Here is a 24,857-nt window from a genome sequence, read left to right as displayed (position 1 = left end):
GCCACTAGGTGAGTTTTGCGGCACAGAGTTCACCGATCGCCCGTCGTAGCCGCTGGGAGACGGCCGACTTCGAGACGTCGAGTCGATCCGCGAGTTCGTCCTGGGAAATACCGCGCGGGACATCGAAATACCCTTCCTCGTGGGCGACCGCGAGTAGCTCCTGTTGTTTGTCGGTGAGGGCGACGACGCCGTCGTCTTCCTCGTCGGAGACGCGAAGGTGGTCGACAGTGACCGAAATATCGATGTCTCGACAGTAGTCGTTGAACGCGACGAGACGGTCCCGGTCGGGGAACCGAAGCTGGACGAGCCAGCCGTCCCGAGTGCTCGAGTACTCGAGCACTCGGCCGCCGACCGCGGCGGTTTTGGCGGTAAACGGGAGCGCACGGTCGGTGCGCTCGACGCGGTAGACCCGTCTGTCCGGGTAGCGATCCACGAGAACCGGATCGGCGACGGTCGGGTCCGTCCCGAGGGCGGTTTCGAACGCCTCGAACGCGGAGCCATACACGGTGACGAACACGAGCGTTCGGTCCGGTTCGACGGTCGTCCAGTAGTCGGGCTGGACGGTAACGGCCGGAGCGTTTCGGAGCGTCGGACCCAAGAACAGGTTCGGATGCTCGAGGCGAAGTTGGGCGACGATGCCACCGTCTGCCGTCGATGGGACTCCGGGCTGGTCGTTCTCGGCTGGCGCTGCGGTGTCGGTGGCGCTCTCAGCGGCACCGATGTCTTCGGTCACATCCCCGGTCTCGGCGACGTCCTCGGTATCGGCGATATCGATACTCACGGGTCCATCCGCCATCCGGGGAGATGGCCGCCGTAATCGTCACTTACCTCGAACGCGCTCATTGAATGCCATATTAGGAGCCGCGGTGATGATTGTAGACGCTATACACCCAACCCGAGCTGGAATCGCTGCCAATACATATTCATCCGGCCGTTCGGCGTCGCCGGTTGCCGGGGCGGAAAGGCATGATTTCCCCGGGACGAGTCGAGGTTAATCCGTGCTACTGGCCGGTGCTGGCAGGTCGGAGAGCCGACCGGCTCGCTCTTCGAGTCACTCGTCGAACAACGACTCGAATAGCTTTCGTTGGGCGACTCGGAGATGGCGGCTGAACGTCGGCTGTGAGATACCGAGGGAGTCGGCGACCTCCTCGCCGGTATGCTCGCGGGGCCACTCGAAGAAGCCGCTATAGTAGGCCGCCTCGAGCGTCCGCCGTTGTCGCTCCGACAGCGCCGCGATCGGGTCGGCGAACGAGCGCGCCGTTCGCGGCGACCGATCCCGGTCTCGTCGGGCGACCAGCTCCGTTTCCGAATGGACGTTCTCGAGTGCCCGCAGAAACGACCGGACGTCGATCGGATTCCCGAGGTCGATCTCGAGTCTGCTCCGATCGTCGACGGGGGTCAGCGATCGGAGGACGCCACCGTTGTCCGCGATCGTCCGCCCGATTGGCGGGTCGTCGGACTCGCGGAGCCCGATCTCGAGGACGGTCTCGCCGTTCCCGTCGCCGACGACCGAGACCGAATCGACCGCGGCCACCGACGCGATCGGCACCTGAACCGCGTCCGCATCGCCCGGAACCGAGCAAAACACCGTCGACCCACCGGACGAGCGGGGGATCACGGCGCGGAACTCGATGGGGCGGCCGAGCCGATGGGCGATCGACGAAAGCGGCTCCGAGGCACCGTCCCGAACGACGACCTCGAGTTCGGTGACCCGATCGGCGAGGAGCGCATCTCTCCGCTCGATCGCGCCGATCGACTCGCCGGCGATCGACGCGAGGCGTTCGCAGGCTCGTCGGATCGCGTCGTCGAACGCGGCTGGCTCCTCCGCGTACGCCGTGAGCGTGCCGTATCGGAACTCGCCCGACTCGAGCGGGACGCTCAGTGCGGAGCGAAACCCCCGATCCAGGAGGCGCTCTCGCCACGCATGCGCCTCGTCCGTGCCGTCGTTGCCGATGGCATTGTCCGTATCGAGACGGTCGAGAACGACCGGCTCGCCGGTCGCCGCCGCGTTTCCGGCCGGGAAGTCGCCACGTTCCAGCGGCAGTGTCACCGACTCGAGGACGTCTCCGTCGCGACCGGCCCACGTCTGGGGAACGATCCGCTCGCGCCCGTCGTCCACCCGACCGACCCACGCGAGGTCGATTCCGGCGGCCGATTCGGACGGGGTCAACGAGACGATTCCCTCGCAAAGCCGTTTTTCGACCGCATCACGCGTGGGTGCGTTCAGCAGCGATCGCATCGTCTCCCACGCTCGCTGGGTCCGCGCGACGGTCGTCCGAAGTCGATCGACCTCCTGTCGACACGTTCTGCGGGCCGCGGCGTGTTCGAGGCCCTCGAGGGCCATCGCCGCCGCGTCCGACAGCGTCTCCACTGGCCCCAAATCGATCCCGTCGAACGCCATCGGTTCTTCACTGGTCGCGACGACGATGCCTCGGTCCGCGACCGGGACGACCAGGAGTCGTTCGGCACGGAGGCCCGTCCGAGCGAGCACGTCCTCGAGGGCCGTCCGCTCGTAAACGGTCGGCTCCTCGCTCTCGAGGGCGGTTGCCAGTGGGGTGTCGTCGATATCGATCGGGGGCGGATCGAACGATGTCCGGCCGCTGGCCGACCGTCCGTCCGTCGCCGTCGTAACTGTCGCGGGGCGAAGGCGGCCGTCGTCGACGAGAAACCAGATGGCGGCATCGGCATCGACACACTCACGGATGGCGCTGGCGACGCGCTCCCGAACGGGGGTCGGCGTGTCCACACGACGAAGCGTCGCGACCGTTTCCTGGAGCGTCGACAGCGCGGCACCACGAGAGCCGCGTCTGTCGCGGACGAGACAGAGCGTTCGATCGGGAGCCGACAACGGCGCGACGAACACGTCGACCGGGCGGCTCGCGTCGGTCGCGAGTTCACCCGTCGCGGGTTCGACCCATCTGACGACCGGCGACCGTGCCCGTTCGCGAACCGCCGCCGCGAGATCCTCGTCGAACACCGCCTCGAGGCCCCGACCGGCGAGTGCGTCCGTCTCGGCGAGTGCCAGCAAGGCGGGGTTCGCCAGTCGGATCGTCTCCCCCTCGAGGACGGCGATGCCGTCGTCCAACGCGTCGACGATGGATTCGTAGAGCGCGAGGCGATCCCGGTCCGTCGAGCGATCGGCAGCCGGTCGCTGTCTCGCAGTGAGCGTGACGCCGTCGTCGCCGGGATGGACGGAGACGGAGAGCGCTCCCTCGAGTTCGGGAACGGTCGTCTCGAACTCGACGACGGAGTCCGTCGCCTGCGCCTCGTGGATCCGGTCGGCGACCGTTTCGCCGAACTCCGCCGGGAAGCGATCCCAGACGATCGCCCCGCTCGAACGGTCGCCATTCCCTCGATCGTCGGAAAACAACTGTTCTGCCGCCTCGTTTGCGTACTGCACTTCCCCCCGCGGGCCGACCGCGATGACCGCATCTGCGAGCCGGTCGACCCCGTCTCGAGCGGGAGTATCCGACTCGGACCCCGAAACGCCGGTCCGGGTGACGACGATCCCCTCGACGGACGGGTCCGCGAGTCGGTTGGTATAGGTGAGCTCCGAGACGTACCAGCTCCCGTCGCCGTGGCCCAGTCGGACGGTCACGCGCTCGGTCGTCCCGAGCGGGGCGGCGGCGACGGACGCACGCGTCTCGCGGGCCGTCTCGCGGTCGTCCGGGTGGACGAGCCGGCTCATCGCCGTCCGCTCGAGTTCCGTCGGGGTGTACCCCATCCGCGATTCGACGGCCGGGCTCGCGTACTCGATGTCGCCGTCGGCATCGAGGACCCAGACCACGGCCGTGGCGTGCTCGAGGATCGACCCGGGCTGTCGGTCCGCGTTCGCCGCGGCCAGACGGTACCGTTCCCGCTGGGCAGCGGTTCTGACGCGGGCGGTCAGTACCGCCGCCGATGCGTCCCGATCGACGACGTCGGTCGCCCCGGCCTCGAGCGCCCGGTCGGCGTTCTCGTCGTCGACCACGGCGAGTATCGGCCGCTCGTCGGTTCGGGCAGCGAGCGCCGCCAGCATCGAATCGGACGCTGCCGATCCGTCGGCGACTGGGAACGGACAGACGAGACAGTGAACGTCTCGGTCGTCGAGTCGCTCGAGCGCTCCCTCGAGCGTTCGCTCCCTGAGGAGCGAGACGCGGTCGAACCGTGTCGCGAGCGCTGCCATCGCGTCGTCGGCTGGTTGGGAGTCGCCGACGACCAGCACGCACGAGACATCCCCGAGGACGGTTGCGGTGCTGTCGCTCATCGGATCGGGACGCTGGGTATCGGTCTCGCCTCCGCGCCGACCGCAGGATTCGGCGTCCGAGCCACCGATGTGGCGTCTCGGCGTGGGACGGGACGAGCGCTCTGGTCCATCAGGTCCGTTCGCGAACGGTGAGGACGGGAACCGGCGCGTTCCGGACGATCTCCTCAGCGACGCTGCCCGAGATCAGATGGTCGAGGCCGGATCGGCCGGCCGTTCCGACGATGACCATGTCGATCGGGTTCGTCTCCGCGTAGTCGACGATCTGCTCCTGGGGAACGCCCTGGCGGATATCCGTCGTCACGTCGACGCCCTCCCGACCCGCCGCCTCTCTGGCGCTCTCGGCGGCCGAGACGGCTTCGTCGTCGGGCTCCGACCGGAGTCGGTCCTGTTTCTCGGTCGCTTGGGGGCCCGCTTCGGAAACCGACAGCACGTGCAGGGTCGCCTCGAGTTCCCCCGCGAGTTCGATACCGTGATCGGTCGCTCGACGAGCGGCGTCGCTCCCGTCAGTCGCGAGCAGCAAATCCTGATACATCGTTTGCACACCCGTTCGGGAGACGACGGGATAGCTCCCGGACCTGCCGTTGCCTGCCGGGTGGCCCGGTCAGCCCAATCGAAGTACCTCGAGAACGACGATAGCGAGATAGAGTTGACCGATCCCGGCAACTATCATGACCGCGCCCGCGAGGCGTTTGAGCTGTCCCGTATAGGCCGCAATCCGGCTGGCACCGGCGCTCAGTCCCATCCCCGTTGCGACGGTCAACGAGACCATGAGCACGACGAAACTCCCGACGTACGTCGCGAGGAGGATCGCCGCTGCGGTCGTCGGCAAGGAGAGCGCACGGGTGACGACGCCGAAGAACACCGGTGCGACACAGCCCGCCGCCGCCAGGGCGTAGCCGACGCCGAACACGCCAAAGCCGAGCACGCTTGAACGGCGTTTGGGGAGCGCGATCGACGGCGATGGAGCGCGATCGAAGACGAGTAGCAGACCGAAGGCGATCAGGGCGACTCCGGCGATCACTTCGAACCACGTGATGTTCGATAGCGTCGAGTAGCCGACCCAGAACGTCGCTCCGAGCAGCACGGCGAGCGTGACGAGGCCGCCGATACCGGCGACCAGTCCCCGACTCAATGCACCGCCGAGTGACGCCTGCTCACCGTCGGTCTGACTGACGTAAAAGCCGACGTACCCCGGCAGGAGGGGATACGAGCACGGGGAGAAAAACGTCCCAACCCCGGATATCAGTCCGAACGTGATCGTCGCCGCGAGCGGAGCATCGACCATTCTTACTCCGCCTCGGCCTCGAGGGCCCGTTCGATGCCGTCGACGAGTTCGTCAGCGGACTTCCGCCCGCCCTCCGACCACTGGATGCGTCCGTCCGCGTCGATCGCGACGGCGTAGGGGACCCCGCCGATGGAGTACTCGGCGCTCAGTTCGGCGGTCGGATCGATGCCGACTGTCCAGTTCCCGTCGTGGTCGGCCCACCAGTCGGCGACCTCGGCTTCCGTCACCGACCCCCCGACGTTCTCGTTCGTGACCGACATGAACAATACGTCGTCGCCGAGACGCTCGTGGGCCTCGACGAGGGCGGGCATCTGCTTGGCACAGGGAGCACACCACGTCCCGAAGAAATCGACGAACGTCGGGCGGTCGGTCGCCGGGACGCGTACCTCGCCGGCCTCGCTGCCCCGTGCGTCGATCGTCTCGATGGTGTAGGGATCGACAGTTGGCTTCCCGAGGAACGACGGCATCCCCTGTATCGCCACCGCGCCTGCGCCCCCGATCACGGCCAGGCTGCCGACGCCAGCGAGGAGATCCCGCCTGCGCATCTACCCCGTCACCACCGTTTCGAAGTCGTCGACGAGCCGTGAGATGTCCACGGTGTGTCCTCTGACGTATACCCGTTCGACGATCCCCTTTTCGTTCACGAGGAAAATGTAGGGGAGATGCGGGAACGTGTACTCGAGTTGCTCGTATTCGGTGTCGTACTGCTTCTCGAGGCTTCCCTCCGGCAGTCCGTACGTGTCACTAATGATCGATTGTGCCTCTTCGTACCGTTCGGGCCGCAGGAAGTGCCAGTTCCCGGCGTCGAGATCGACGCTTCGTTCTTCGCCGAAGGTACGCAGCGTCTCCGCGGTATCGCGCTCTGGATCGAACGTCATCGCGAGGAACGCGGCTTCGTCACCGTACCCCTTCTCGGCGGCGACCTCCTGTGCCCGTCGCAATCGGAGCGTCAATGCGGGACACATCCCGTCGGGACAGTTGGTATAGAGAAAGGTCATCAACACCGTACGGTCTCCCTCGAACTGATCGGTCGAGATCGTCTCACCAGACAGGGGATCCGGCACGCTGACTGCCGGGTATTCGTCGCCGTAGCTCGGATGCGTCGCCTCGCTTAGGTCCGTCTCTGGCGGTCCGAGCACGGTGTCGTCGTCACCCCTGATGCTCTTGAGCGCTCCGCCGAGGCAGCCGGCGACGCTTGTGAGTCCTGCAACACCAGCCGAGCCGAGGTATGTCCGCCGGTCCATGTATAAATCGTAGGAACCACCGATCAAAGGTTCGTTGGTTCGGTTCACGAAGACGGACGGTATACCGAAACCAACGGACTGCTGGCGGGCTGACGCTGACGACCGTCCGGATGGAGTCGACGACCGCTGGTCGAACGGATCCCGGTAACTGCTGGCCGGATGGACACGGTGGAGCACACCGTGGCTGCCTCGGCGCGTTCGACCCGCGAACCAACAGGCGTTTCCTCGCTGCGTTCCAAGCGATGGCCAATGAATCGTCGGGGTTTCCTCCGTGGAACGACCGGGATCGGAACCGCCGGGATCGCCGGCATCGCCGGCTGTCTCGAGCAACTGGGGTTCGAGGAGGAGTCCGCTTGGGCGAATCCGCCGCTCGTCGAGAATCGGCCCGACGCCGTCTATCTCCCGGCCTCCAGAGAGGAGATGGGGATGTACGGCATGGCGACCGACGGCGACTACGCCGTCGCGCTCTCCTATACGTTTCCACACCGGTTCTGGATCGTCAGCGGCGGCAAGGAGCTAGTCGAGGTCAACGCCGACGATAGCCTCCATCTCATGGTCACCCTCTGGGATCGCGAGACCCACACCGTCCTTCCGGTGGACATGCGCCTCGAGATCCGACAGGAGGGGTCGCCGATCGACGGCGGGGTCTTCTCGCCGTGGCCCATGATCTCCCAGCGGATGGGCTTTCACTACGGCGACAACGTCCGGCTCCCCGGCGAAGGCGAGTACACGGTCCACGTTCGAGCCGATCCCCTCACGGGCACCGCTCGAACCGGCGCGTTCGAGGGGCGACTGAAAGCACCCGCATCGCTCGAGGTCGACTTCGAGTACGCCCGATCCGACATCAACGGCCTCTCGTTCGAGACGATCGACGAGGATCGGCGGGGAAGCCGCGATGCGCTGTCACTGATGGCTCACGGGGAGGAGGGGAGTGACGGTGAATCCGACGGTCAGGGAGCCGGGCCGCCGACGGGGCAGGGGCCGTCGGTCGATGAGCTACCCGGTGAACTGCTCGGGACCGAGCGCAGCGGTGACGCGAAACTCCCCGCAGTCGTGACCGATGCCGATCGGTTTACCGACGACGGATCGTATCTGGCCGTCTTTCCCAGAACGCCGTACAACGACGTTATACTCCCGTTTACCTCCCTGTCGGCAGCCATCGAACGCGAGGGAGAGCGCCGCGACGACGGCTCGCTCACGGCGACGCTCGACGACGAGTTCGGGTATCACTACGGGCTCGCGGTCGACGACGTGCGCGAGGGGGATCGTGTGACGATCACCGTAGACTCTCCACCGCAGGTATCCCGCCACGACGGCTACGAGACGGCGTTTTTCGAGTTCGAAGCCGTCACTTACTAGCCGGTTCGAGAAGGGGCACGCAGGAAGAGGAAGATCGAGTCGCCGGCGTTCGGGCCGCGTGTTTCGCGGGTAAACCGGACTCTGCTCGAACTGAACGGTCGGACGGAACTGCCAGCGGTGCCGTATGGTTGGGATAACAATCACCGATCATGGAATACCCATGGGTCCATGTCTCGGACAGGCAACACGGATATGGATATCGGTTGTCCGGAGTGTGATGCCACCGTCACTGCGTCCCTCCCGCCAGGCCCTGGGATCCATCCGGAGCGCGACTCGAACCGACTGCTCGGCAGTGAGACCCAGTGTCGGAACTGCGGCCACGAACTCGAACTCTACTACTATTGATCTCCTGTACTCGGCGTACGACCGATTTTACTCCCCTCAAGTACACAGGCGGTCTCACGACGTTGTGCCGGTTTCCTGTCGGTCCAAACGACGTCCGTGGTGAAGTTGGAAACAGGCGTCTCGAACCCTGCGGGACGGATCCAGGGACGGAAGCGAGTTCGACCCTCGAGACGGATGCGAGAGGCGGGTCCGGTTCCCACACCGCGTTTCCGGTGAAATCCGTCCGGCGGCATCCGGCCGGTGATCCGGTTTTCGTCGGACACACCGGGTTTCCGGTGAAGCGGCGTCGCATTGCCGGCGGATTGCCGTTCGTTTTGCCGATAGACCGCCGTCCGTTCTGCCGGTATCCCCGTGCGTTCGATCCGACCGGTCCGGGGGCGTGGACACCGTGTTTCCGGTGAAGTGGGATCTCGTTCGGTCGTCCGATACTCGAGTATCGCTTGGCGAAGTGTTCACGGGAGGGGAGAAGCCGTGAAGTCAACTGTCCGGTCCATTCTGGTCGTACTGCAGTGTGTCGCGCCGTACCGGGCTGGTGAACGGGTGTTTCGGATGCACACACCGGGTTTCCGGTGAATCGACGCGGACCGCTGCGTGTGAGAGCACCCGAACTGTAGAGCTAGTAATGATGCTAGGACTAATCACCCCACACCGGGTTTCCAGTGAAACGCCGATGTATCCTGCGAGGGGTGTTAGTGAGCTACGGTACCACGACCACAGTTGTGGAAGCAGTCAGGACGGGCAACGACGTATTCCGGTGGTGGCAGGGGCCGTATTCCGGATCGGTGCTACAGGGACACACCGTGTTTCCGGTGAAGGTCTCGGACTACTGTTTGGAGGGATGTTCTCTCGAACTTGATAATCTATAAGTAGCACTTATGACTATAGTCCATTAGCTGGATCAGTTCCCTACTTAGATCCTGGTCAGTAACCGACCGCACTCGATCCAGGGGTTGCTTCCATTTCGATCGAGAGCGGCGGCTTCGGTCACAGGTGCAGTGTTTTCGGGTGAGCTGTCCGATCTTCGATCTCGGTTGCGCTCGATGCCGTCCCGACCACGTTTCCGGTGAACCCAACCCCCGTTTCAATTCCACCCGCCACGCCACCTCACCTCATTTCACCGGAAACACGGTGTGTGTCCACCTCGATCCAGTCTCCCACCGACCCACAGAGCGCGAGCCGATTTCCATCGGCCGAGAGCGTGAACCGACCGGTTCTACCGCCGCTCGAGCCCGTTCGGAGCGCGGTCCGTCTCGACGCCGGACCAGGAGAGCAAACGGAACAGCTATTTCACCGGAAACACGGTGTTCGATTATGTCGAGTTCCGGCGACGATCTGTTTACCCGCGACGATCCGATCTTCGAGAACAAGGAACTGCTCGAGATCAACCATCTCCCCGCGGAGGGACGAATCGTCGGTCGGGACGACGAGATTTCGGAACTCGCGAACGCGGTCAACCCGGCGATCTTCGGTCAGAGTCCGAGTAACCTCCTCATCTACGGCAAGACGGGGACGGGCAAGTCCCTCTGTGCGAAGTACATCTCGGAACGGGCCGTCCGCGTTGCTGGTGACGAGGAGATCACTGCGGCGTTTGCGTACGTCGACTGTGCACAGGACAATACGGAGACACAGGCCGTCCAGACGATCGCACACACGCTCAACGAGCCGTCCGTCACCGACGTTCGAATCCCCGACAAGGGACTCAGCACCTCGACGTACTACAAGCGCCTCTGGACGGTGCTCGACTCCCAGTACGACGTCGTCCTCGTTATCTTAGACGAGGTCGACAAACTCGACGACGACGACATCCTCATGCAACTTTCGCGGGCGGGCGAAGCCGGCAAACTCGAGTCGTGCAAGATCGGCGTCATCGGGATCAGTAACAAGATCAAGTACAAGGATCGGTTAGACGAGCGGGTCAAGTCAAGCCTCTGTGAACGGGAGTTCGTCTTCCCGCCCTACGACGCGAACCAGCTCCGGGACATCATGCAGGCCCGCAGCGACGCGTTCAAGGACGGCGTGCTCGAGCCGTCAGTGATACCCCGTGCTGCCGCACTCGCGGCCCGCGAACACGGCGACGCGCGGAAGGCGATCGATATCCTCCGGTACGCCGGGGAGATCGCCCAGTCGAAGGGGAGCGAGACGGTCCGGGAGGACTTCGTGGTTCAGGCCCGCGAACGGGCCGAAACCGACCGGTTCCGTGAGCTCATTCGTGGCTCGACGCCCCACTCTCGATACGTCTTACAGGCGCTTGCCGTCCTCTCGCTCAACGCGGCCGAGGAGGACGGGTTCCGAACGACGAAGATCTACGACGTTTACGAGGAGATCTGCCGCCAGGAGAGCTCCGACCCGCTCTCCCTGCGACGGGTCCGGGATCTCTTGAAAGAACACGCGTTTCTCGACATCTTGGAGCAGACTCGCCGGAGCGGCGGGAGCGCGGAGGGCAGCTACACCGAACACCAATTGCTCGAGGACCCGGAGGTCGTCCGGACGGTCCTCGTGGAGACTGGCGATCCGTAGCCGTCACAGTACGTCTCCTGGTCGTCACGGCACTCGTTTACTGGTGGGTCACAGTACGTCTCCTGGTCATCACGACACTCGTTTACTGGTGTCGTGTCAACCAGTCTCCTCAGCCGCCAACACGCCGACATTTCATCGGAAATCCGGTGTCCCCTGTTCGACGGTGTCCCGCCTCACTGGGTCGGGCCGTTCACTCCGTCGTCTCACTCGAGGTCGGTCTCCCAGCCACGTGACGTCTCGTTCAGCCGCGTTGCTCCGCCCTCGGTCACCACGACGAGGTCCTCGATCCTGACCCCGAATTCGCCCTCGAGGTAGATCCCCGGCTCGACGCTGAAGACCATTCCGGGCTCGAGTTCCCGATCGCTGCCCGCGACGATGTACGGCGGTTCGTGGACCTCGAGACCGACGCCGTGGCCGGTCCGGTGGACGAACGCGTCACCGTAGCCGGCCTCGTCGATGACCGATCGCGCCGCGTGGTCGATCGAACTCGCGGTAGCACCTGGCTCGACGGCCTCAATCGCGGCCCGTTGTGCCTCCCTGACGATCTCGTGAATTCGCTCGTACTCGGGCGCTGGCTCCCCGACGACGATCGTCCGCGTCTGATCGCCCGGATACCGGCTCGTTCCGGCCTCGAGATCGGCGGGCACGAACGCACCGAAATCCAGCACGATCGGATCGCCGGCCTCGATCTCCCGCGTGCCGCTGTGGTGGTGTGGCCGTGCGCTGTTCGGCCCGGCGGCGACGATCGTGTCGAACGCCGGCTCCTCCCCGCCCGCCGCTGCGAGCAGTCGGTCGATCTCGCTGGCGAGTTCCGATTCGGTCGTGCCGACGAGGTCGGTCCCACGCCCCCGAATCTCGAGCGAAACGCGATCCGCGATCTCGCCGGCCCGCCGGAGCGCCTCGCGTTCGACCACGTCCTTTCGGAGTCGGAGCCCCTCGAGAACGGCACTCGCGAGGTCGAACTCGGCGTCGGGAAGCAGGTCCCGGAGATCCTGCGTGAACGTCGCCCACATCCGGTCGTCGACGAGGACGGTCGCCGGCTCGGATCCCCCGAGCGAATACTCCTCGAGGACGTCCACGACGCATTCGAGTGGATCGTCCGTGTCGTCCCAGAGGCGCAGTTGTCGGGCCGCGATCGGAAGAGCCGACAGTTGCGCCGCGTACATCGCCGGCGCGACCAGCGTGGGGTCGCCGCGTTCGGGGACGAACAACAGCAGGTGGCGTTCGGACGGCGACTCCTCGAAACCGGTCAGATAGGTCAGGTTCGGGCCCGGGAAGCAGACCGCGAGGTCGGCTCCCGTCTCCGCGAGCCGTCGCTGACAGGCCGCGATCCGGCGCTCGAAGGGCGTTTGCATGGGAGATAGTTCGCTCGAGCGAGAAATCAACGTTTGGTTGCCCGTCGGTGAGTGGCTCAGAGCCCTCACACAGCTTGCCCGGGTGCCCTCACTATCGTTCGGTCGCTCGACGGATACGCCACCGCCCCGTCGATCGTTCGATACGTCGAGCGGGACGGCGGGTGCGGAGCGGTGACTGTCGCCGCGAGCGGATAGTCGGTTGCCCGCGACCGCTAGCGGGAACGTATTAACCCCCCGGCGGTCGCAGGCCGCGAAGCAACCAGGCGGGATGCTGTGGTATTTCAGCGAATGCGAGTTACCGAGCGGTTGTCGTCGACGACTGTGCGTAATCGACAGCGACTGGCGGACGGCCGTGGACGGGCGGACGAGGCGTTCGCGTCCGACGGCCCTAGCTGTCCCGGTTCGTTGATCGTTGTCTCGAACCGGCAACCGTATCGTCACGAGTACGAAGACGAGGCTGCGGATTCGAACACTGGTTCCGCGAATATCAGTGAAGACGAAGCTCCGCCAGCGGGGACCGATGGCGGTGCTCGTTCGACGGCCGAGACGCGATCCATCACGGTCGACGAGCCGACTGGCGGCTTGACCGCCGGCCTCGATCCCGTGGTTCAGCGGACCGACGGGACCTGGATCGCCTGGGGGGACGGCGACGCCGACTTCGCGGTCACGGACGAGCGAAACTGTGTCGCCGTTCCACCCGACGACGAGGCCTACACGTTGCGCCGGCTCGACCTCTCCGAGGAGGCGATCGACTCCTACTACTACGGGTTCAGCAACCGCGTCCTCTGGCCGCTCTGTCACGGCTTTTCGGACTTGATCGAGAACCGACCGAACGACTTCGAGTGGTACCGGACGGTCAACGAGCGCTTCGCCGAGGCGGTCGCCGATCACGCCACGAACGACTCGGTGATCTGGCTGCAGGACTACCATCTCGCGCTCGCGCCGCGGCTGATTCGGGACGCGGTCCCCGCAGGCGCGACGGTCGCCCAGTTCTGGCATATTCCGTGGCCGACGCCGGCGAGGTTCCGGCAGTGTCCCGGCCGCAGGCAACTCCTCGAGGGACTGCTCGGGAACGATCTACTCGGCTTTCACGTCACCCGGTACGCCGATCAGTTCCTGGCGTGTGTCGATCGCTTCCTGCCGGAAGCGACCGTCGACCACGCGCATCGAACGGTCCGGTACGATGGCCGGACGACTCGCGTCGTGGCGACACCGATGGGGGTCGACGCCGAATCGTATGCCCGTGAGGCCCGGTCGATCGATCCGGATCAGCTCTCGACGTTGTTCGAAACGTATGGCATCCCCCGGGACGTGACGATCGGACTCGGCCTCGACCGCCTCGATTATACCAAGGGGATCCCCGAACGCCTGACCGCGCTCGAGCGGTTCTTCGAGCGCAATCCCGACTGGCGTGGCGAGTTCACGTTCGTCCAGAAGGCGACCCCCTCGCGGACGGATATCGAGACCTACGAGCAGTACGGCGAACTCGTCCGCAGCGAGGTCCAGCGGATCAACCGTCGCTTCGAGACCGCCGACTGGCGGCCGATCGTCTACACGGAGGATGTCCTCCCGAAGGAGCAACTCTGTGCCCTCTACCGGTGTGCGGACGTAATGGTCGTGAGTCCGCTGGCCGACGGCATGAACCTGGTCGCACAGGAGTACGTCGCCGCCAGCGTGGACGGCGACGCCACACTGTTGTTGAGCGATCGGATCGGCGCACACGAGCGACTCGGCTCACACGCCCTGACGATCGATCCGACCGACGCGGTCGGCGTGGCGGCCCAACTCGAGACCGCGCTCTCGATGCCGCCGTACGAACGCAAGCGACGAATGAACACCCTTCGACAGCGCGTCTGCAACGGGGACATCGAGTCCTGGATGGAGACCCAGTTCGACTGGATACGACGCGTACACGACGACCGGCGGGGGGACGAAACGGACCGTGATTCCGATTCTCGGGAATCGACGTCGCTCGTGTAGTCGATCATGGAGAGCGAGTCACCGCCGCCACGACTTGCGGCGCGTCTCCCGGCGATCCGGGCGAGGATCGAGGCCGCTGCCCGACTGCTCGTCTGTCTCGATTTCGACGGCACGCTCGCACCGATCGTCGAGGATCCGGACGCCGCAGCACCGACCACGCGGAATCGGAACGCCGTGGCCAGGCTCGCGGAACGCCCCGACGTGACCACGGCAATCGTCAGTGGCCGTGCGTTGACCGATGTCCACGAACGCGTCGACGGGCCATCGATTTACGCCGGCAACCACGGACTGGAACTCGCGCGCCACGGATCGATCGCCGTCCACCCTGTCGCACGAAAACGCGCTGCTCGAATCGAACGGATCTGTTCGCTCCTCGAGACGGCCCTCGCCTCCGTCCCGAACTGCCGGATCGAGAACAAGCGGCTGACCGGGACGGTCCATCTCAGAGCCGTTCCGGCGGCCGCCGAACCGATCGCACGACGGATCACCCGCCGGACCGTCGATCGGTTCGGCGGGGACGAACTCGAGATTTCGACCGGCAAACGAATCCTCGAAATCGGGCCGGACTTCCGCTGGGGAAAGGGAAACGCAGTCGAGTTGATCGCCGCCGACGAGCCACCGGGGACACCGGTCGTCTATATCGGCGACGACGTGACCGACGAATCGGCGTTTCGAGTCGCCGAGTCCGACGGGATCGGGATTCGGGTCGGTGGCGATGAGCCCTCGAGTGCGTCCGCCCGGGTCGAGTCACCCGCTGGCGTCGCATCGGTTCTCTCGTGGCTCGATTCGCTCGCGATCGAAGCGGCTGATCGAACGGAGTCGGTGCCAGTAGACTGCCCCGAGAACCGGTCGCGGTAGCGTCTCCTCGTTTCTCACGCGTTGGCTGGTCGTCGCTCGCGCGTTGGCCGGTATCGACCCGATAGCCGGACGGCTTCGACGCCACAGACGTGGGCCGGGACTACCCAGGAGTGGTATCGGCGCTGTCGGCTCCGTTCGCCGGCCGTCCGGAAAGGGGATGGGGGGATGGGGAGCGGGTGGGTGCCGAGTAGCGGGAGGTGACGACCGAACACGGGTCGGAGGGGGGAACTCCAGACCCGCGCTCGGTTCGGCTGAGGCGGTGTAGGGGGGAGTCCGTCTGGGGTCGCTCGGCCCACCCAGTCGGATCGTTTTGTCGCCTCCCACTTAACGATACCGATACGAATTACCACAACAAATACCGGATCTCGAGCCGAAAGTATTAGTTACCACTGGAAATATAGTCCGGTACGAGAGTGAACGAGAGTGAAACTCCGACAACCAACTGATTTCCTGATCCTCGAGGCACTCGAGGATACGGGACGAAACGTCGCAACGAACCTAGCCGCACACACGGGAAAGAGCCGAAAGAACATCAACACCAGACTCCCGGTGCTCGAGGATTACGGTCTCGTCGACAAGATCGGGCCCGCCGAACGGTCCGGTCTCTACGAGATCTCTTCGACGGGAAAAGCAGCGCTGGTCTACCGTGACCAGTACGACGAGGTCGACGATTTCGAGGCGCTCATCGAAGGGCCAAACGCCGGCACGGACCAAGACGGGGACGCGCAGGCGAGTTTCGCCCGCGGCGAGAACGACGGCGAGGACGACGAGTAAGACGCCTTACTCGAGCTCGCGACGGGCACAGGACGAAAACGCCAGGCTGAGTTTTCGTTCCAGACCGTCCGTGCTCGGATGTATCGTTCCACAGCGAGAGCGATCAGTATCGTAGGTCGGATCCCACGCGTAGCTGCTGAGCATCGGCGTCGCGATCACGGCCCCACCATCGCGAAACGCAACGCCGTGGTCGTGTTCCAGTCCGAGCGCGTGGCCGATCTCGTGGGCGAGTACCTGTATCGTTCGTGCCGGTGTCGTGTTCGGAACGATCCAGTCGTCGTCGACCAGGTCGTCGAACGGCTCGAGAGCGGCGATCTGTCGCGCCCCGCCGACCGAGGCGATGTGGGGAATGCCGTACCCGGTGGGAGCCTCTTCCATCCCGCCATCGGTCACCAACAGATTGACGTCCGACACCGGCTCGAGGTTCCGCCGGCTAAGTTCGCCCGCCGCGACGGCCATCGGCCATTCGCCACGAGTGGTGAGACGAGCGGCGTTTTCCGTCGAGACCGGGACCGTTCCGCCGACGGAGAGCTTCAGTGTCCAGTGGTCGAACCCGAATATTTTCTCGAGATAGTCGAAGATACGGTCGGTCACTCCCTCGTAGCTGGCGGCCTGCTCGGAGAGCCAGACCCGAACGGCGAGCGTCTCGAGGGGGTCACGTGTCGCGTATGCCAGCGTCCCAAGCGAGGCTATCGAGCCGACCGATCCCAGGAGCACGCGACGATTCACGGTCGAAGTCGTGTGGGAGGGCCCCAGATTCTAGGTGTGAACATAGACGGCTATTACGACCCAGGCGTCGACGAACCCGATGTCCGGGCTCGACCGACCCGCCCGGCGGCGATCCACGCCGCGTATCGACGACGCGGGCGTGAGTATCGGAAACGCGAACGTGGATGCCGGCGGGCAATCCGGACGGGTCGACGGGCGTGAGCAGGAGAAGCGCTTCGTCTTCGGTTTCGACCAGCACCTTGTGGGGTTCTCGTTGCCGAATGCAGAGCGTCCAGACGCCCGTTCGAAGCCGGTTCCTGACTTGCCAGCCGGTGTAGTACCGGCCGTTTGCCCCTTCGAAGAGCGTTCCAAACGGTCGCCCGATCACGGGACATCTGCCCACCATCGAGTGAGGGCCTGTCTTTTCCAACCGGGCATCGTCATTCGTACCCGACCGGTCGGCCGTCGTGACTATCCACACTGGGGTTCACATAGGCTACGTTTAAGAAAAGATGACTGTCAAGGGAGAGCGAACGGTTCCCTAATCGTGTCTGCTGTCCTCGAAGAACTCATCGAGGATCGCCCTGAGCCCCTTCCGAAGGTGTTGGTGCATCGTCGGCGGCGAGATATCCATCGCCTCGGCGATTTCCTCGCCCGTGCTCTCCCGCGGCCAGTCGAAGAAGCCGCCGTAGTAGGCGAGCCGAAGCGTCGTGAGCTGACGGTCGGTGAGTCCATCGAGGATTCGATTTCGCCGCTCGGCCGCCGTTCGAACCGGCCGATCGACCTCTCGTTTGGCGACGAGTTCGGTGTTCTCGTAGATGACGGTCAGTGCCTCCGCGATCTCTCGAACGTCGGCGTCCTGTGACACCTCGACCACGCACGTCCCGACGCCGCGTTCGACCGTCACATCCCGGATCGTTGCGCCGTGATTCCCGAGCGTTCGGACTCCCGACCTCGTCAATCGTATCTCGATCGTACAGCGCTGTTCACCGTCGTGAATGAGCCGACACTCCTCGATGGAGTCGTGATCCCTGGCCGCTTCGAGGACCGTCTCGCTGTCGATCCCGTCGATCGTCACGTACTGGAAGGTTCGTCCGTTCGCGGTCGTCCCGGCCCACTCGAGCGAGCAGGTACAGCCGTATTCCTCGGACAGGTCGAAAGAGAACGTATCGCCGCCGTCGATCCGAAACTCGAGTTCGACGACGGTGTCCGCAAAGAGCAGTTGGCGGTTCTTGACGGCCATGATGGTGAAGCCGATCGTCTCCCCGAGAAGTCTGAATCCGGCTCGTTCGCGTTCGCTGAAGGCATCGGCTCGGCTCGCCAGAACGGTGAGGACGCCGTAGGTCGCGTCCTCGTGGGTGATCGGGACGGCGATCGCGGATCTGACGTCGTCTTCGTCGGCGGCTTCCCTGAGTGGCTCTGGGAACGTTTCGTCCTCGAGAATGCGGTTGGTCGTCCGAATCTCGCCGGTTCGCGCTGCCTTCGTCACCGGTCGCTCGTGATCGCTCGAGCGGCCACGGACGCGCTCGAGATAGCGCTCGGCCTCCCCCGCGCCGGTTCGATAGGACAGCCGTCCGTCGCCGGTCCGTTCGGCGATCCACGAGCCACAGTACAGCTCCGAATCGACGAGTTGTGCACAGACTTCGCTCTCGATCGCATCCCGAGCAGGTGCCTCGACTAACGTCTCGATCACCTGTCGAACGACCGCATTGATCCGGTTGAGCGTCTCGAGTTGATCCTGTCTCGATCGGAGTTGTCGTTCGCGTCGGACCCGTTCCGTGATATCTCGAGCCAGCCAGACGACGGCCCGTTGACCCTGGACTCGCTGATCGATCGGAACGACACGGGCCTCGAATCGCCGGCGGCCCTTGGTCGTCTCCGTATCGTACTCGACCGACTGGACGTCGTCAGTTCTGATCGCCCGATCGACGCAGTCCTGGAGTTTCGCCGCGACCTGGTCGGGGAACGCGTCCGCGAGCCTCGTTCCGCGTAGTTCGTCGGCGTCCGTCGAGTACAGGTCCGCCGAGTCGGGCCGGACCTTCGCCTCGAGATAGGTACCGTCCTCGCCGATGACGAAGGCCTCGTCGGGCAGTTCGTTGGCGAGAATTCGGCTATGTCGTCGCCCGTCGCCGTCCGATGGCGGTTCGGGTACGGACCGAACTGTCGCCACGATCCGGTCGACGGGGTCCTCCTCGCGCTCCGTCGGGACGTATTCGGTTGCATCCGCCCTGAGTGCAACGGTCGCAAGCCGTTCGCTGCCCTCGCGTGGTGCAACGATCGTCGGGATCTCCGGCCATCTGGCGTGGACGCGCCGGAGAACGGTCCGTATTTCGCCCGGACAGTCGATTTCGAGGACCACGGCGCTCGGGGTCTCCAGTACGGACCCACTGTCGGAGGCCGGGTCGACGGCGTCCTCGAGATCCCCGGCTGTGGAAACCGTTCGAACGTCACGATCGATCGCGTCGTCGAGTCGCGTCCGAAGATCGCTTGCTTCTTCTTGACGGCCCGTTACGACGACGATCGGTTTCGATCGATGGACAGCGGTCATCCTTTTTATTCCACACAGTTGCCCACGTTTTACTCACTACTCGACACTATTCTATCAAGAACAATTCGAGAACAAAAGCTTGCTGGTCGGCTGCTGGCATCCCTTCCGACACGAGATCCATTGGCACGACCAGCCGGGTCAAGCGGCTTCCAACTCACCCTGTTCCTGTAACTCTTCGATGATATCGTCGACGAACGACTCGACGTCGTCGTACGGGAAGTCGCCGCCGGAGGTCTTCGCGTTCAACTCCATCACAGTCATCGAGAACTCACCGGATTCGAACCTCGTTCCGGGGCCGTTCGGAAGCGCCGGGAGGAGCTCCATCGGACCTGAGACCGGGTAGTCAGCGTCCTCGAACGCCTCGGTCAGTTGCTCTCGGAGGTGGGCTTCGTCCGCCATTACGTGCTGTCGTTCTCGGCCCGAAACAATAAATCTGAAGGGCGAATGCTCCCGTCCGTCGTCCACCCGCCGATTCCGGTCTCGTGGGGAAGACGCGAACGGTGGTCGGTCGATTCCCTCGAACAGTAGAAACAATAATTAGTCAGTAGTGAACAGTATCGGTACATGGCGAAAGATACCGTCAGGTATCCCGACGACGTGGTCGAGGAGATCGACGCGCTCGTCGAAGACGGTATGTTCGAGAGTAAATCCGAGTTCTATCGGTTCTCCGCGGAGTACGTGTTGACCTTGATCGACGACGAACACGAGGTCAAGACGTTCAACTTCGACGAAATCAGGTCCGAACTCGATATCAGCGACCGCGACCACGCCGAAGCGCTCGGGGCCGACGGTGGAACCTTCTTCCTCGATGCCGTGATAAACGTCCGCAAACACGGTCTGCGTGGCAACTACGAGGCCGCCGAACGGTTCATCGACACCCACTACGACGAGACCGACCAGGAGTGTATCATCCTCGAGGAGTTGCTCGGTACCTACCGCGACGGATCAGCGTGATCGGCCGGGTGACGATCGACCGCACCGTTTCTCCCGCGATCTCACTCGCCGAAGGGGTCGCCAAGCGCCGCTAGATCGACGTTTTCGCGGACGAGTCGCGCTGCCCGATCGTACGGCGTCCGTTCGGATACCCCCGGTTCGGTCGACGACGACGACCCATCAGTAGCGACTGGCGTCGGCCGGTCGACGCCTGCCCTCGCGGCGACGGCATCGAGAAACGTCGTTCGAACCGATTCGTTGTCGAACAGGCCGTGGAGGTAGGTTCCCAGTACCCGTCCGCGGGCCGCACTCGAGTCACCCAGCGGCCGCGTCACGTCCTCGAGCGCCCGCGTCCGGCCGGCGTGGATCTCGTAGCCCGACGCCGGGCCGTCGGCCCCCTCGAGGAGCGGTGATGCGCTTCCGTCGACCGGAACGGTCGTTTGCTCGAGGCGCTTGCTCCCCTCGAAACGGGTTTCGACCGGGAGCAGACCCAATCCTGTGACGACATTGTCGTCCTCCGTCCCCTCGAGCGCGGCGTTGGTGATCCGCTCGCCGAGCATCTGATACCCACCGCAGACGCCGACGATCGGCCCGTCGAAGGCCACGAGGGCCTCGGCGAACCCGGCTTCTTGGAGCGCCAGCAGATCGTCGACCGTGTTCTTGGTTCCCGGAAGGACGACCGCGTCGGCGTCGACGCCCGCGAGGGGACCGGCGGAACTGCCGTCGACTGGGACGTACACCACCGAGACGCCCGGTTCGTCGGCCAGGGCCTCGAGATCAGTCGCGTTCGAGATCCGCGGCAGCCGCGGCACGGCGATCCGAATCCGGCGGTCGGCTGCAACGCCGTCGTCGTCGCCGACGATGCCCCGCTCCTCGCTTCCGGGCAGTCCGACGCTGTCCTCCTCGGGGAGGCCGGGGTCGTCGTACGGCAGGACGCCCAGGATCGGCACTCCCGTCCGCGATTCGATTTCCTCGATGCCGGGCTCGAGCAGGGACCGATCGCCGCGAAACTTCGTGATGAGCGCGCCGACGATCCGATCGCGGAGCGCGTCGGGGACGAGTTCGATCGTGCCGTAGAGGCTGGCGAAGGCTCCGCCGCGTTCGATGTCGACCAACAGGAGGATGTCGGCGTCCGCGAACCGGGCGGTTTCGACGTTTGCAAGGTCGCGATCGTGCAGGTTGATCTCGCCGATGCTCCCCGCACCCTCGGCGACGATCACGTCGTTGTCGGCCGCCAGCCTCCGATACGATGCTTCGGCGGCCTCGCACGCCCGTTCCCAGTACTCTTCGTAGTAGGTCCCGGCGGGCACGTGATCGTGAGCCTCCCCGTGCAACACGAGCTGGCTCTCTCCGTCGCCGCGCGGTTTGAGCAAGACCGGATTGCAATCCGTTGTGGGGGTGGTTCGAGCCGCTCGAGCCTGGACGAACTGGGAGACGCCGATTTCACCCCACCGGTCGACGGTGCTGCCGTTGGATTCGCTGCCGTCCTGGCCGGCCACGTCCGGCCGAACGACGACGCGAGCGTTGTTGCTCATGTTCTGGCCCTTGAACGGCGCGACGTCGATCCCCCGATCGGCGAGCAGCCGACAGAGGCCGGCGGCGACCGTCGACTTGCCGACGTGGCTCGCGGTTCCGGCGACGAGAAGGGTTCTGGTCATCCGCGTTGGGCGGTAGTCGCGGGGCCGGGAGTATCGTCCTATCGGTTCCGGTCGTACGCGGGGGTCGGCGCGACTCGAGGCCGTTCGAGTTCGTCCGGAATGGAAAAGGCCGACGAAATCGAGCGGTACGAGACCGCACCGCGACCCGACCGAGAGGGTCGTGCCGGGATCGCAGCGCCTCCAGACCGGCTATTCTGCCCGATACCGCGCGTCCCAACGCGGCCCGGCCCGACTCGAGAGGACGAGCCCCACGATACCGAGTCCGATCCCCGCGAGCGCGAGTCCGACGGCGAGTTCGAGCGACGGCGGGACGACGACGAAGCCGGCGACCAGCGTCGGCACGAGCGCAACGGCGACGCCGACGGTAAACGTCGTAAAGCGGACGGCATCGAAGAGGAACTCGTTGGGATCGAAGCCGGCGATGTAGACGGTGAGGCCGTAGTAGTACAGCGCGTAGCCCGCCAGCAGAACGGCTCCGACGACGGCGTCGACGAGCGTCGCGTCGAACCAGCGGACGGCCGCGAGGTATGGCAGGGCGACCGTCGGCGCGCCGACCAGGACGAACGCGATCCGTTTGGCCCGGAAAACGTCCTCGATCGAGACGGGGTAGACGAGGTAGGCCTCGAGCGAATCGAACTGGGTCAGCCAGTTGTACGTCGTAAACGCCGAGAGGCCGAGCACGCCGCCGAAGAAGATTCCGGGCGCGGGTTCGATACCGGTAATCGCGTCGACGACGCCGACGAGCGCGGCCACGAGCGCGAGCAGGATGCTCGCCGAAACGAAGGGCTTCCAGACGCCCCCCGAGGAGCGCGCGAGATCGAGCAGCGACTTCGTGACCAGCGGCGCGTCGTCGATCGGAAGGGCGGTACTGAGTCGAGCGAAGCGATCGGTTGCGGTCCGCGAGGGACGACCGTACGTCGGATCGTAGACCGCGAGCGATCCCGTCGCCACGAGAAGCGTCGCGACGGACAGTCCGACAGCGGGTAGCGCCGCTCCGCTGATCGGAACGAGCACATTCCGAAGCGCCTCGAGTCCGCCGGTCGTCCAGCCGCCGACGACGGCGAGTCCGATCACCAGGCCGATCGCCCACGACGGCACGCCGCGAGTTCGAACGGCGATCACCGCGACGGTCACTGCCATCCCGGCCGCGAAGACGAGACAGAGGGAGAGCCAGAACAGGAGGATCGAAAGCGGCGTCGTCGCCGACACCCCATCGACGGCGACGCTGCCCAGTGCCATCGGCAACACGAACGCGACGCCGTAGAACAGCCCGTCCTTCAGGAGGAACACCCCCAGTAATCGCCGCCGCGAGAGCGGGAGCGTCGTCGACGACGAGAGCAACAGCGACAGCTCCCCGAAGACGTTCTCGAGCATGTCCGAGCCGGCAAAGCCCGCGGTCCCGCTGTAGAGTCCGAACCCGACGGCGAGAACGTGGAGTCCGCCGACGACCGTCGCCGGCGCGGTGCCGGTCTCGACGAGCGCGATCGTCGCGCTGATCGTGAGCAGTGCGATCACGAACGGGAACAGGGCGAAGCGCCAGCCGCCGAACAGCTGGGTGTGCAGTCGCCACTCCTCGCGGAAGAGGACGGCGAGCAACTGCGCGGTCGAGAGTCCCGATCCGGATCGGCCCGACTCCGTCGCGCTCGTCCGGTCAGTCGTATCGATCCCGCTCATCGGTCGATCCGTTCGAGCGTCGGGGTATCTCGTACGTCTTCACCGTCGACGCGGTCGAGGAACACCTCGAGTAGGGATTCGTCGCTGCCGTCTTCTACGGACCGCTCCGTGACGAGTTGGCCGTCGGCGACGATGCCGACGCGGGTGCAGATCTCCTCGGCGACGTCGATGTTGTGCGTCGAGACGAAGACGGCGTTGTCGCCGGCCGCATAGGAGACGAGAAAGCGCTTGACTTGCTCCTGGACGAGCGGGTCGAGGTTCGCCAGCGGCTCGTCGATGAAGACCACGTCGGGTTCGTGGAGAAACGCCTGCGAGATCATCACCTTCTGTTGCTGGCCCCGGGAGAGATCGGTATGGAGCGTATCGAGCTTGCGCTCGAATCCGAGCCGTTCGGCCCAGGCATTGGTCCGGTCGGCGACCCGGTCGGGCTCGAGGTTCCGCACCTCGCCGACGAACTCGAGGTACTCACGCGGCGTGAGAAAGCTCGGCGGCGATCCCTGTTCCGGCAGGATACCGACCTGCCAGCGCGTCTCGAGTGGCTCCGCGACCGGGTCCGTCTCGAGAACGCGTACCGAACCCGAATCCGGCCGTATCTGGCCGGTCAGTATTCGAATCGTCGTGGTCTTCCCGGCACCGTTTGGGCCCAGAAAGCCGTACAGCTCCCCCCGTTCGACGGTGACGTTCATCCCGGCCACTGCCTCGACGGCTCCGTATGACTTCCGCAGTCCGTCTACGCGAATTGCACCCATCGAACGGGACTGTTCACGAGAATTGATAATAACACTACTGGTAACATACTGGGACGATAGACGAAACGCCCGTAAACGCCGTCAGTGTGCGATGTCCGCCGGCTGGAGATCCGCGAGGACCTCGTCGGCGTGGCCGTCAGGAGAGACGCCTTCGTAAGCTTCCTCGATCCGCCCGTCCGGACCGACGACGTAGGTGTTCCGGAAGACGCCATCGAACGTCTTCCCGAACATTCGCTTCTCGCCGTAGGACTCGTAGAGCGTCGCGACTTCGCCGAACTCGTCGGACAGGAGGTCGAACTCGAGGCCGTAATCGGCCGCGAAGTCGTCGATATCGTCGACGGGATCGTCACTGATGCCGACGACTGCGACGTCGAGGTCGTCGAGGCGCGGGAGCGCGTCGTTGAACCCGCAGGCCTCGGTCGTACAGCCCTCCGTGTTAGCACGGGGATAGAAGTACACGACGAGTCGCTGCCCCTCGAAATCGGAGCGGTTGACGGTCTCGCCGTGCTGGTTTGTCAGTTCGAACTCGGGTGCCTCGTCGCCGACATCGAGCATGCATGCGAGTTAGCGAGCGGTAATGTATGCGTTACGATTTCACACGACTCCCGACTGCGACCCGGCCGG

The 24,857-nt window shown here is 64.9% G+C and carries 21 protein-coding genes; 7 read left to right on the top strand and 14 right to left on the bottom strand.

The features are described 5' to 3' along the window. Window positions 1-4 precede the first annotated feature (4 nt). From CP557_RS11310 to CP557_RS11285, 6 genes are all read right to left on the bottom strand, one after another. Entirely contained in the window at window positions 5-781 is a 777-nt protein-coding gene (locus CP557_RS11310; RefSeq protein ID WP_245852982.1) for a helix-turn-helix domain-containing protein, read from the bottom strand. Window positions 782-1,051: 270 nt separating this feature from the next. Continuing rightward, window positions 1,052-4,246, bottom strand: coding sequence for a bacterio-opsin activator domain-containing protein (locus CP557_RS11305; protein ID WP_097380002.1), 3,195 nt, complete (start codon window positions 4,244-4,246; stop codon window positions 1,052-1,054). 109 nt (window positions 4,247-4,355) lie between these two features. Beyond that, on the bottom strand, window positions 4,356-4,778 hold the full coding sequence (locus CP557_RS11300) for a universal stress protein (protein ID WP_097380001.1): 423 nt from the start codon (window positions 4,776-4,778) through the stop codon (window positions 4,356-4,358). A gap of 69 nt (window positions 4,779-4,847) precedes the next feature. Continuing rightward, the gene (locus CP557_RS11295) at window positions 4,848-5,531 is read right to left on the bottom strand and encodes a cytochrome c biogenesis CcdA family protein (protein ID WP_097380000.1); all 684 of its coding nucleotides are present in this window, start codon (window positions 5,529-5,531) and stop codon (window positions 4,848-4,850) included. Window positions 5,532-5,533: 2 nt separating this feature from the next. Next, complete coding sequence (locus CP557_RS11290) at window positions 5,534-6,076, bottom strand: TlpA family protein disulfide reductase (protein ID WP_097379999.1); 543 nt, start codon at window positions 6,074-6,076, stop codon at window positions 5,534-5,536. Continuing rightward, window positions 6,077-6,775: an SCO family protein gene (locus CP557_RS11285; RefSeq protein WP_097379998.1), complete on the bottom strand. Its 699-nt coding sequence runs from the start codon at window positions 6,773-6,775 to the stop codon at window positions 6,077-6,079. 249 nt (window positions 6,776-7,024) lie between these two features. On the opposite strand from CP557_RS11285, the gene CP557_RS11280 reads away from it, so the two are divergent. From CP557_RS11280 to CP557_RS11275, 3 genes are all read left to right on the top strand, one after another. Then, the gene (locus CP557_RS11280; RefSeq protein ID WP_097379997.1) at window positions 7,025-8,134 is read left to right on the top strand and encodes an iron transporter; all 1,110 of its coding nucleotides are present in this window, start codon (window positions 7,025-7,027) and stop codon (window positions 8,132-8,134) included. Window positions 8,135-8,302: 168 nt separating this feature from the next. Beyond that, window positions 8,303-8,479 carry a hypothetical protein gene (locus CP557_RS22565; protein WP_169924307.1) on the top strand — a complete coding sequence of 59 codons (177 nt, stop codon included), beginning with the start codon at window positions 8,303-8,305 and terminating at the stop codon, window positions 8,477-8,479. A gap of 1,311 nt (window positions 8,480-9,790) precedes the next feature. Beyond that, window positions 9,791-10,996 (top strand): orc1/cdc6 family replication initiation protein, encoded by a 1,206-nt coding sequence (locus tag CP557_RS11275; protein WP_097379996.1) that lies wholly within the window; start codon window positions 9,791-9,793, stop codon window positions 10,994-10,996. Window positions 10,997-11,199: 203 nt separating this feature from the next. Here the strand turns inward: CP557_RS11275 and CP557_RS11270 are convergent, their stop codons facing one another. Continuing rightward, entirely contained in the window at window positions 11,200-12,351 is a 1,152-nt protein-coding gene (locus tag CP557_RS11270) for an aminopeptidase P family protein (protein WP_097379995.1), read from the bottom strand. A 288-nt stretch (window positions 12,352-12,639) separates the two neighbouring features. On the opposite strand from CP557_RS11270, the gene CP557_RS11265 reads away from it, so the two are divergent. The 3 genes from CP557_RS11265 (at window position 12,640) to CP557_RS11255 (ending at window position 15,963) form a co-directional block, all read left to right on the top strand. Continuing rightward, window positions 12,640-14,331 carry an alpha,alpha-trehalose-phosphate synthase (UDP-forming) gene (locus CP557_RS11265; protein WP_097379994.1) on the top strand — a complete coding sequence of 564 codons (1,692 nt, stop codon included), beginning with the start codon at window positions 12,640-12,642 and terminating at the stop codon, window positions 14,329-14,331. A 6-nt stretch (window positions 14,332-14,337) separates the two neighbouring features. Next, the gene (gene otsB / locus CP557_RS11260) at window positions 14,338-15,189 is read left to right on the top strand and encodes a trehalose-phosphatase (protein WP_097379993.1); all 852 of its coding nucleotides are present in this window, start codon (window positions 14,338-14,340) and stop codon (window positions 15,187-15,189) included. Window positions 15,190-15,612: 423 nt separating this feature from the next. Then, window positions 15,613-15,963, top strand: coding sequence for a winged helix-turn-helix domain-containing protein (locus CP557_RS11255; RefSeq protein ID WP_097379992.1), 351 nt, complete (start codon window positions 15,613-15,615; stop codon window positions 15,961-15,963). Window positions 15,964-15,969: 6 nt separating this feature from the next. On the opposite strand, the gene CP557_RS11250 is transcribed toward CP557_RS11255, so the two are convergent. From CP557_RS11250 to CP557_RS11235, 3 genes are all read right to left on the bottom strand, one after another. Beyond that, window positions 15,970-16,692: a zinc metalloprotease gene (locus CP557_RS11250; protein WP_097379991.1), complete on the bottom strand. Its 723-nt coding sequence runs from the start codon at window positions 16,690-16,692 to the stop codon at window positions 15,970-15,972. Between the two features lie 520 nt (window positions 16,693-17,212). Continuing rightward, window positions 17,213-19,219, bottom strand: coding sequence for a bacterio-opsin activator domain-containing protein (locus tag CP557_RS11240; RefSeq protein WP_097379990.1), 2,007 nt, complete (start codon window positions 19,217-19,219; stop codon window positions 17,213-17,215). Window positions 19,220-19,357: 138 nt separating this feature from the next. Further along, window positions 19,358-19,618, bottom strand: a complete 261-nt coding sequence (locus CP557_RS11235) for an MTH865 family protein (protein ID WP_097379989.1) — start codon at window positions 19,616-19,618, stop codon at window positions 19,358-19,360. A 165-nt stretch (window positions 19,619-19,783) separates the two neighbouring features. Here CP557_RS11235 and CP557_RS11230 point away from each other — a divergent pair, with 165 nt between their 5' ends. Continuing rightward, the gene (locus CP557_RS11230; protein ID WP_097379988.1) at window positions 19,784-20,173 is read left to right on the top strand and encodes a ribbon-helix-helix domain-containing protein; all 390 of its coding nucleotides are present in this window, start codon (window positions 19,784-19,786) and stop codon (window positions 20,171-20,173) included. A gap of 41 nt (window positions 20,174-20,214) precedes the next feature. On the opposite strand, the gene CP557_RS11225 is transcribed toward CP557_RS11230, so the two are convergent. From CP557_RS11225 to bcp, 4 genes are all read right to left on the bottom strand, one after another. Beyond that, window positions 20,215-21,810: a cobyric acid synthase gene (locus tag CP557_RS11225; RefSeq protein WP_097379987.1), complete on the bottom strand. Its 1,596-nt coding sequence runs from the start codon at window positions 21,808-21,810 to the stop codon at window positions 20,215-20,217. A 189-nt stretch (window positions 21,811-21,999) separates the two neighbouring features. Next, window positions 22,000-23,484 (bottom strand): hypothetical protein, encoded by a 1,485-nt coding sequence (locus tag CP557_RS11220; protein ID WP_097379986.1) that lies wholly within the window; start codon window positions 23,482-23,484, stop codon window positions 22,000-22,002. Next, entirely contained in the window at window positions 23,481-24,233 is a 753-nt protein-coding gene (locus CP557_RS11215) for an ABC transporter ATP-binding protein (protein WP_097379985.1), read from the bottom strand. The genes CP557_RS11220 and CP557_RS11215 overlap by 4 nt, the downstream gene beginning before the upstream one ends. A gap of 81 nt (window positions 24,234-24,314) precedes the next feature. Next, window positions 24,315-24,788 (bottom strand): thioredoxin-dependent thiol peroxidase, encoded by a 474-nt coding sequence (bcp, locus tag CP557_RS11210; protein WP_097379984.1) that lies wholly within the window; start codon window positions 24,786-24,788, stop codon window positions 24,315-24,317. Window positions 24,789-24,857: the final 69 nt, after the last annotated feature.

Source organism: Natrinema ejinorense (assembly GCF_002494345.1).
GTDB classification, from domain to species: domain Archaea; phylum Halobacteriota; class Halobacteria; order Halobacteriales; family Natrialbaceae; genus Natrinema; species Natrinema longum.
The sequence above is the reverse complement of the archived record's forward strand: the minus strand, read 5'-3'. Positions and strand labels throughout refer to the sequence as shown.

Coding starts and splice junctions, on each gene's coding strand:
- CP557_RS11220 (WP_097379986.1), bottom strand. CDS start 23,484: ATGAGCGGGATCGATACGACTGACCGGACGAGCGCGACGGAGTCGGGC.
- CP557_RS11275 (WP_097379996.1), top strand. CDS start 9,791: ATGTCGAGTTCCGGCGACGATCTGTTTACCCGCGACGATCCGATCTTC.
- CP557_RS11295 (WP_097380000.1), bottom strand. CDS start 5,531: ATGGTCGATGCTCCGCTCGCGGCGACGATCACGTTCGGACTGATATCC.
- CP557_RS11240 (WP_097379990.1), bottom strand. CDS start 19,219: ATGACCGCTGTCCATCGATCGAAACCGATCGTCGTCGTAACGGGCCGT.
- CP557_RS11230 (WP_097379988.1), top strand. CDS start 19,784: ATGGCGAAAGATACCGTCAGGTATCCCGACGACGTGGTCGAGGAGATC.
- CP557_RS11285 (WP_097379998.1), bottom strand. CDS start 6,775: ATGGACCGGCGGACATACCTCGGCTCGGCTGGTGTTGCAGGACTCACA.
- otsB (WP_097379993.1), top strand. CDS start 14,338: ATGGAGAGCGAGTCACCGCCGCCACGACTTGCGGCGCGTCTCCCGGCG.
- CP557_RS11300 (WP_097380001.1), bottom strand. CDS start 4,778: ATGTATCAGGATTTGCTGCTCGCGACTGACGGGAGCGACGCCGCTCGT.
- CP557_RS22565 (WP_169924307.1), top strand. CDS start 8,303: ATGTCTCGGACAGGCAACACGGATATGGATATCGGTTGTCCGGAGTGT.
- CP557_RS11280 (WP_097379997.1), top strand. CDS start 7,025: ATGAATCGTCGGGGTTTCCTCCGTGGAACGACCGGGATCGGAACCGCC.
- CP557_RS11215 (WP_097379985.1), bottom strand. CDS start 24,233: ATGGGTGCAATTCGCGTAGACGGACTGCGGAAGTCATACGGAGCCGTC.
- CP557_RS11290 (WP_097379999.1), bottom strand. CDS start 6,076: ATGCGCAGGCGGGATCTCCTCGCTGGCGTCGGCAGCCTGGCCGTGATC.
- CP557_RS11265 (WP_097379994.1), top strand. CDS start 12,640: ATGCGAGTTACCGAGCGGTTGTCGTCGACGACTGTGCGTAATCGACAG.
- CP557_RS11225 (WP_097379987.1), bottom strand. CDS start 21,810: ATGACCAGAACCCTTCTCGTCGCCGGAACCGCGAGCCACGTCGGCAAG.
- CP557_RS11270 (WP_097379995.1), bottom strand. CDS start 12,351: ATGCAAACGCCCTTCGAGCGCCGGATCGCGGCCTGTCAGCGACGGCTC.
- CP557_RS11305 (WP_097380002.1), bottom strand. CDS start 4,246: ATGAGCGACAGCACCGCAACCGTCCTCGGGGATGTCTCGTGCGTGCTG.
- CP557_RS11235 (WP_097379989.1), bottom strand. CDS start 19,618: ATGGCGGACGAAGCCCACCTCCGAGAGCAACTGACCGAGGCGTTCGAG.
- bcp (WP_097379984.1), bottom strand. CDS start 24,788: ATGCTCGATGTCGGCGACGAGGCACCCGAGTTCGAACTGACAAACCAG.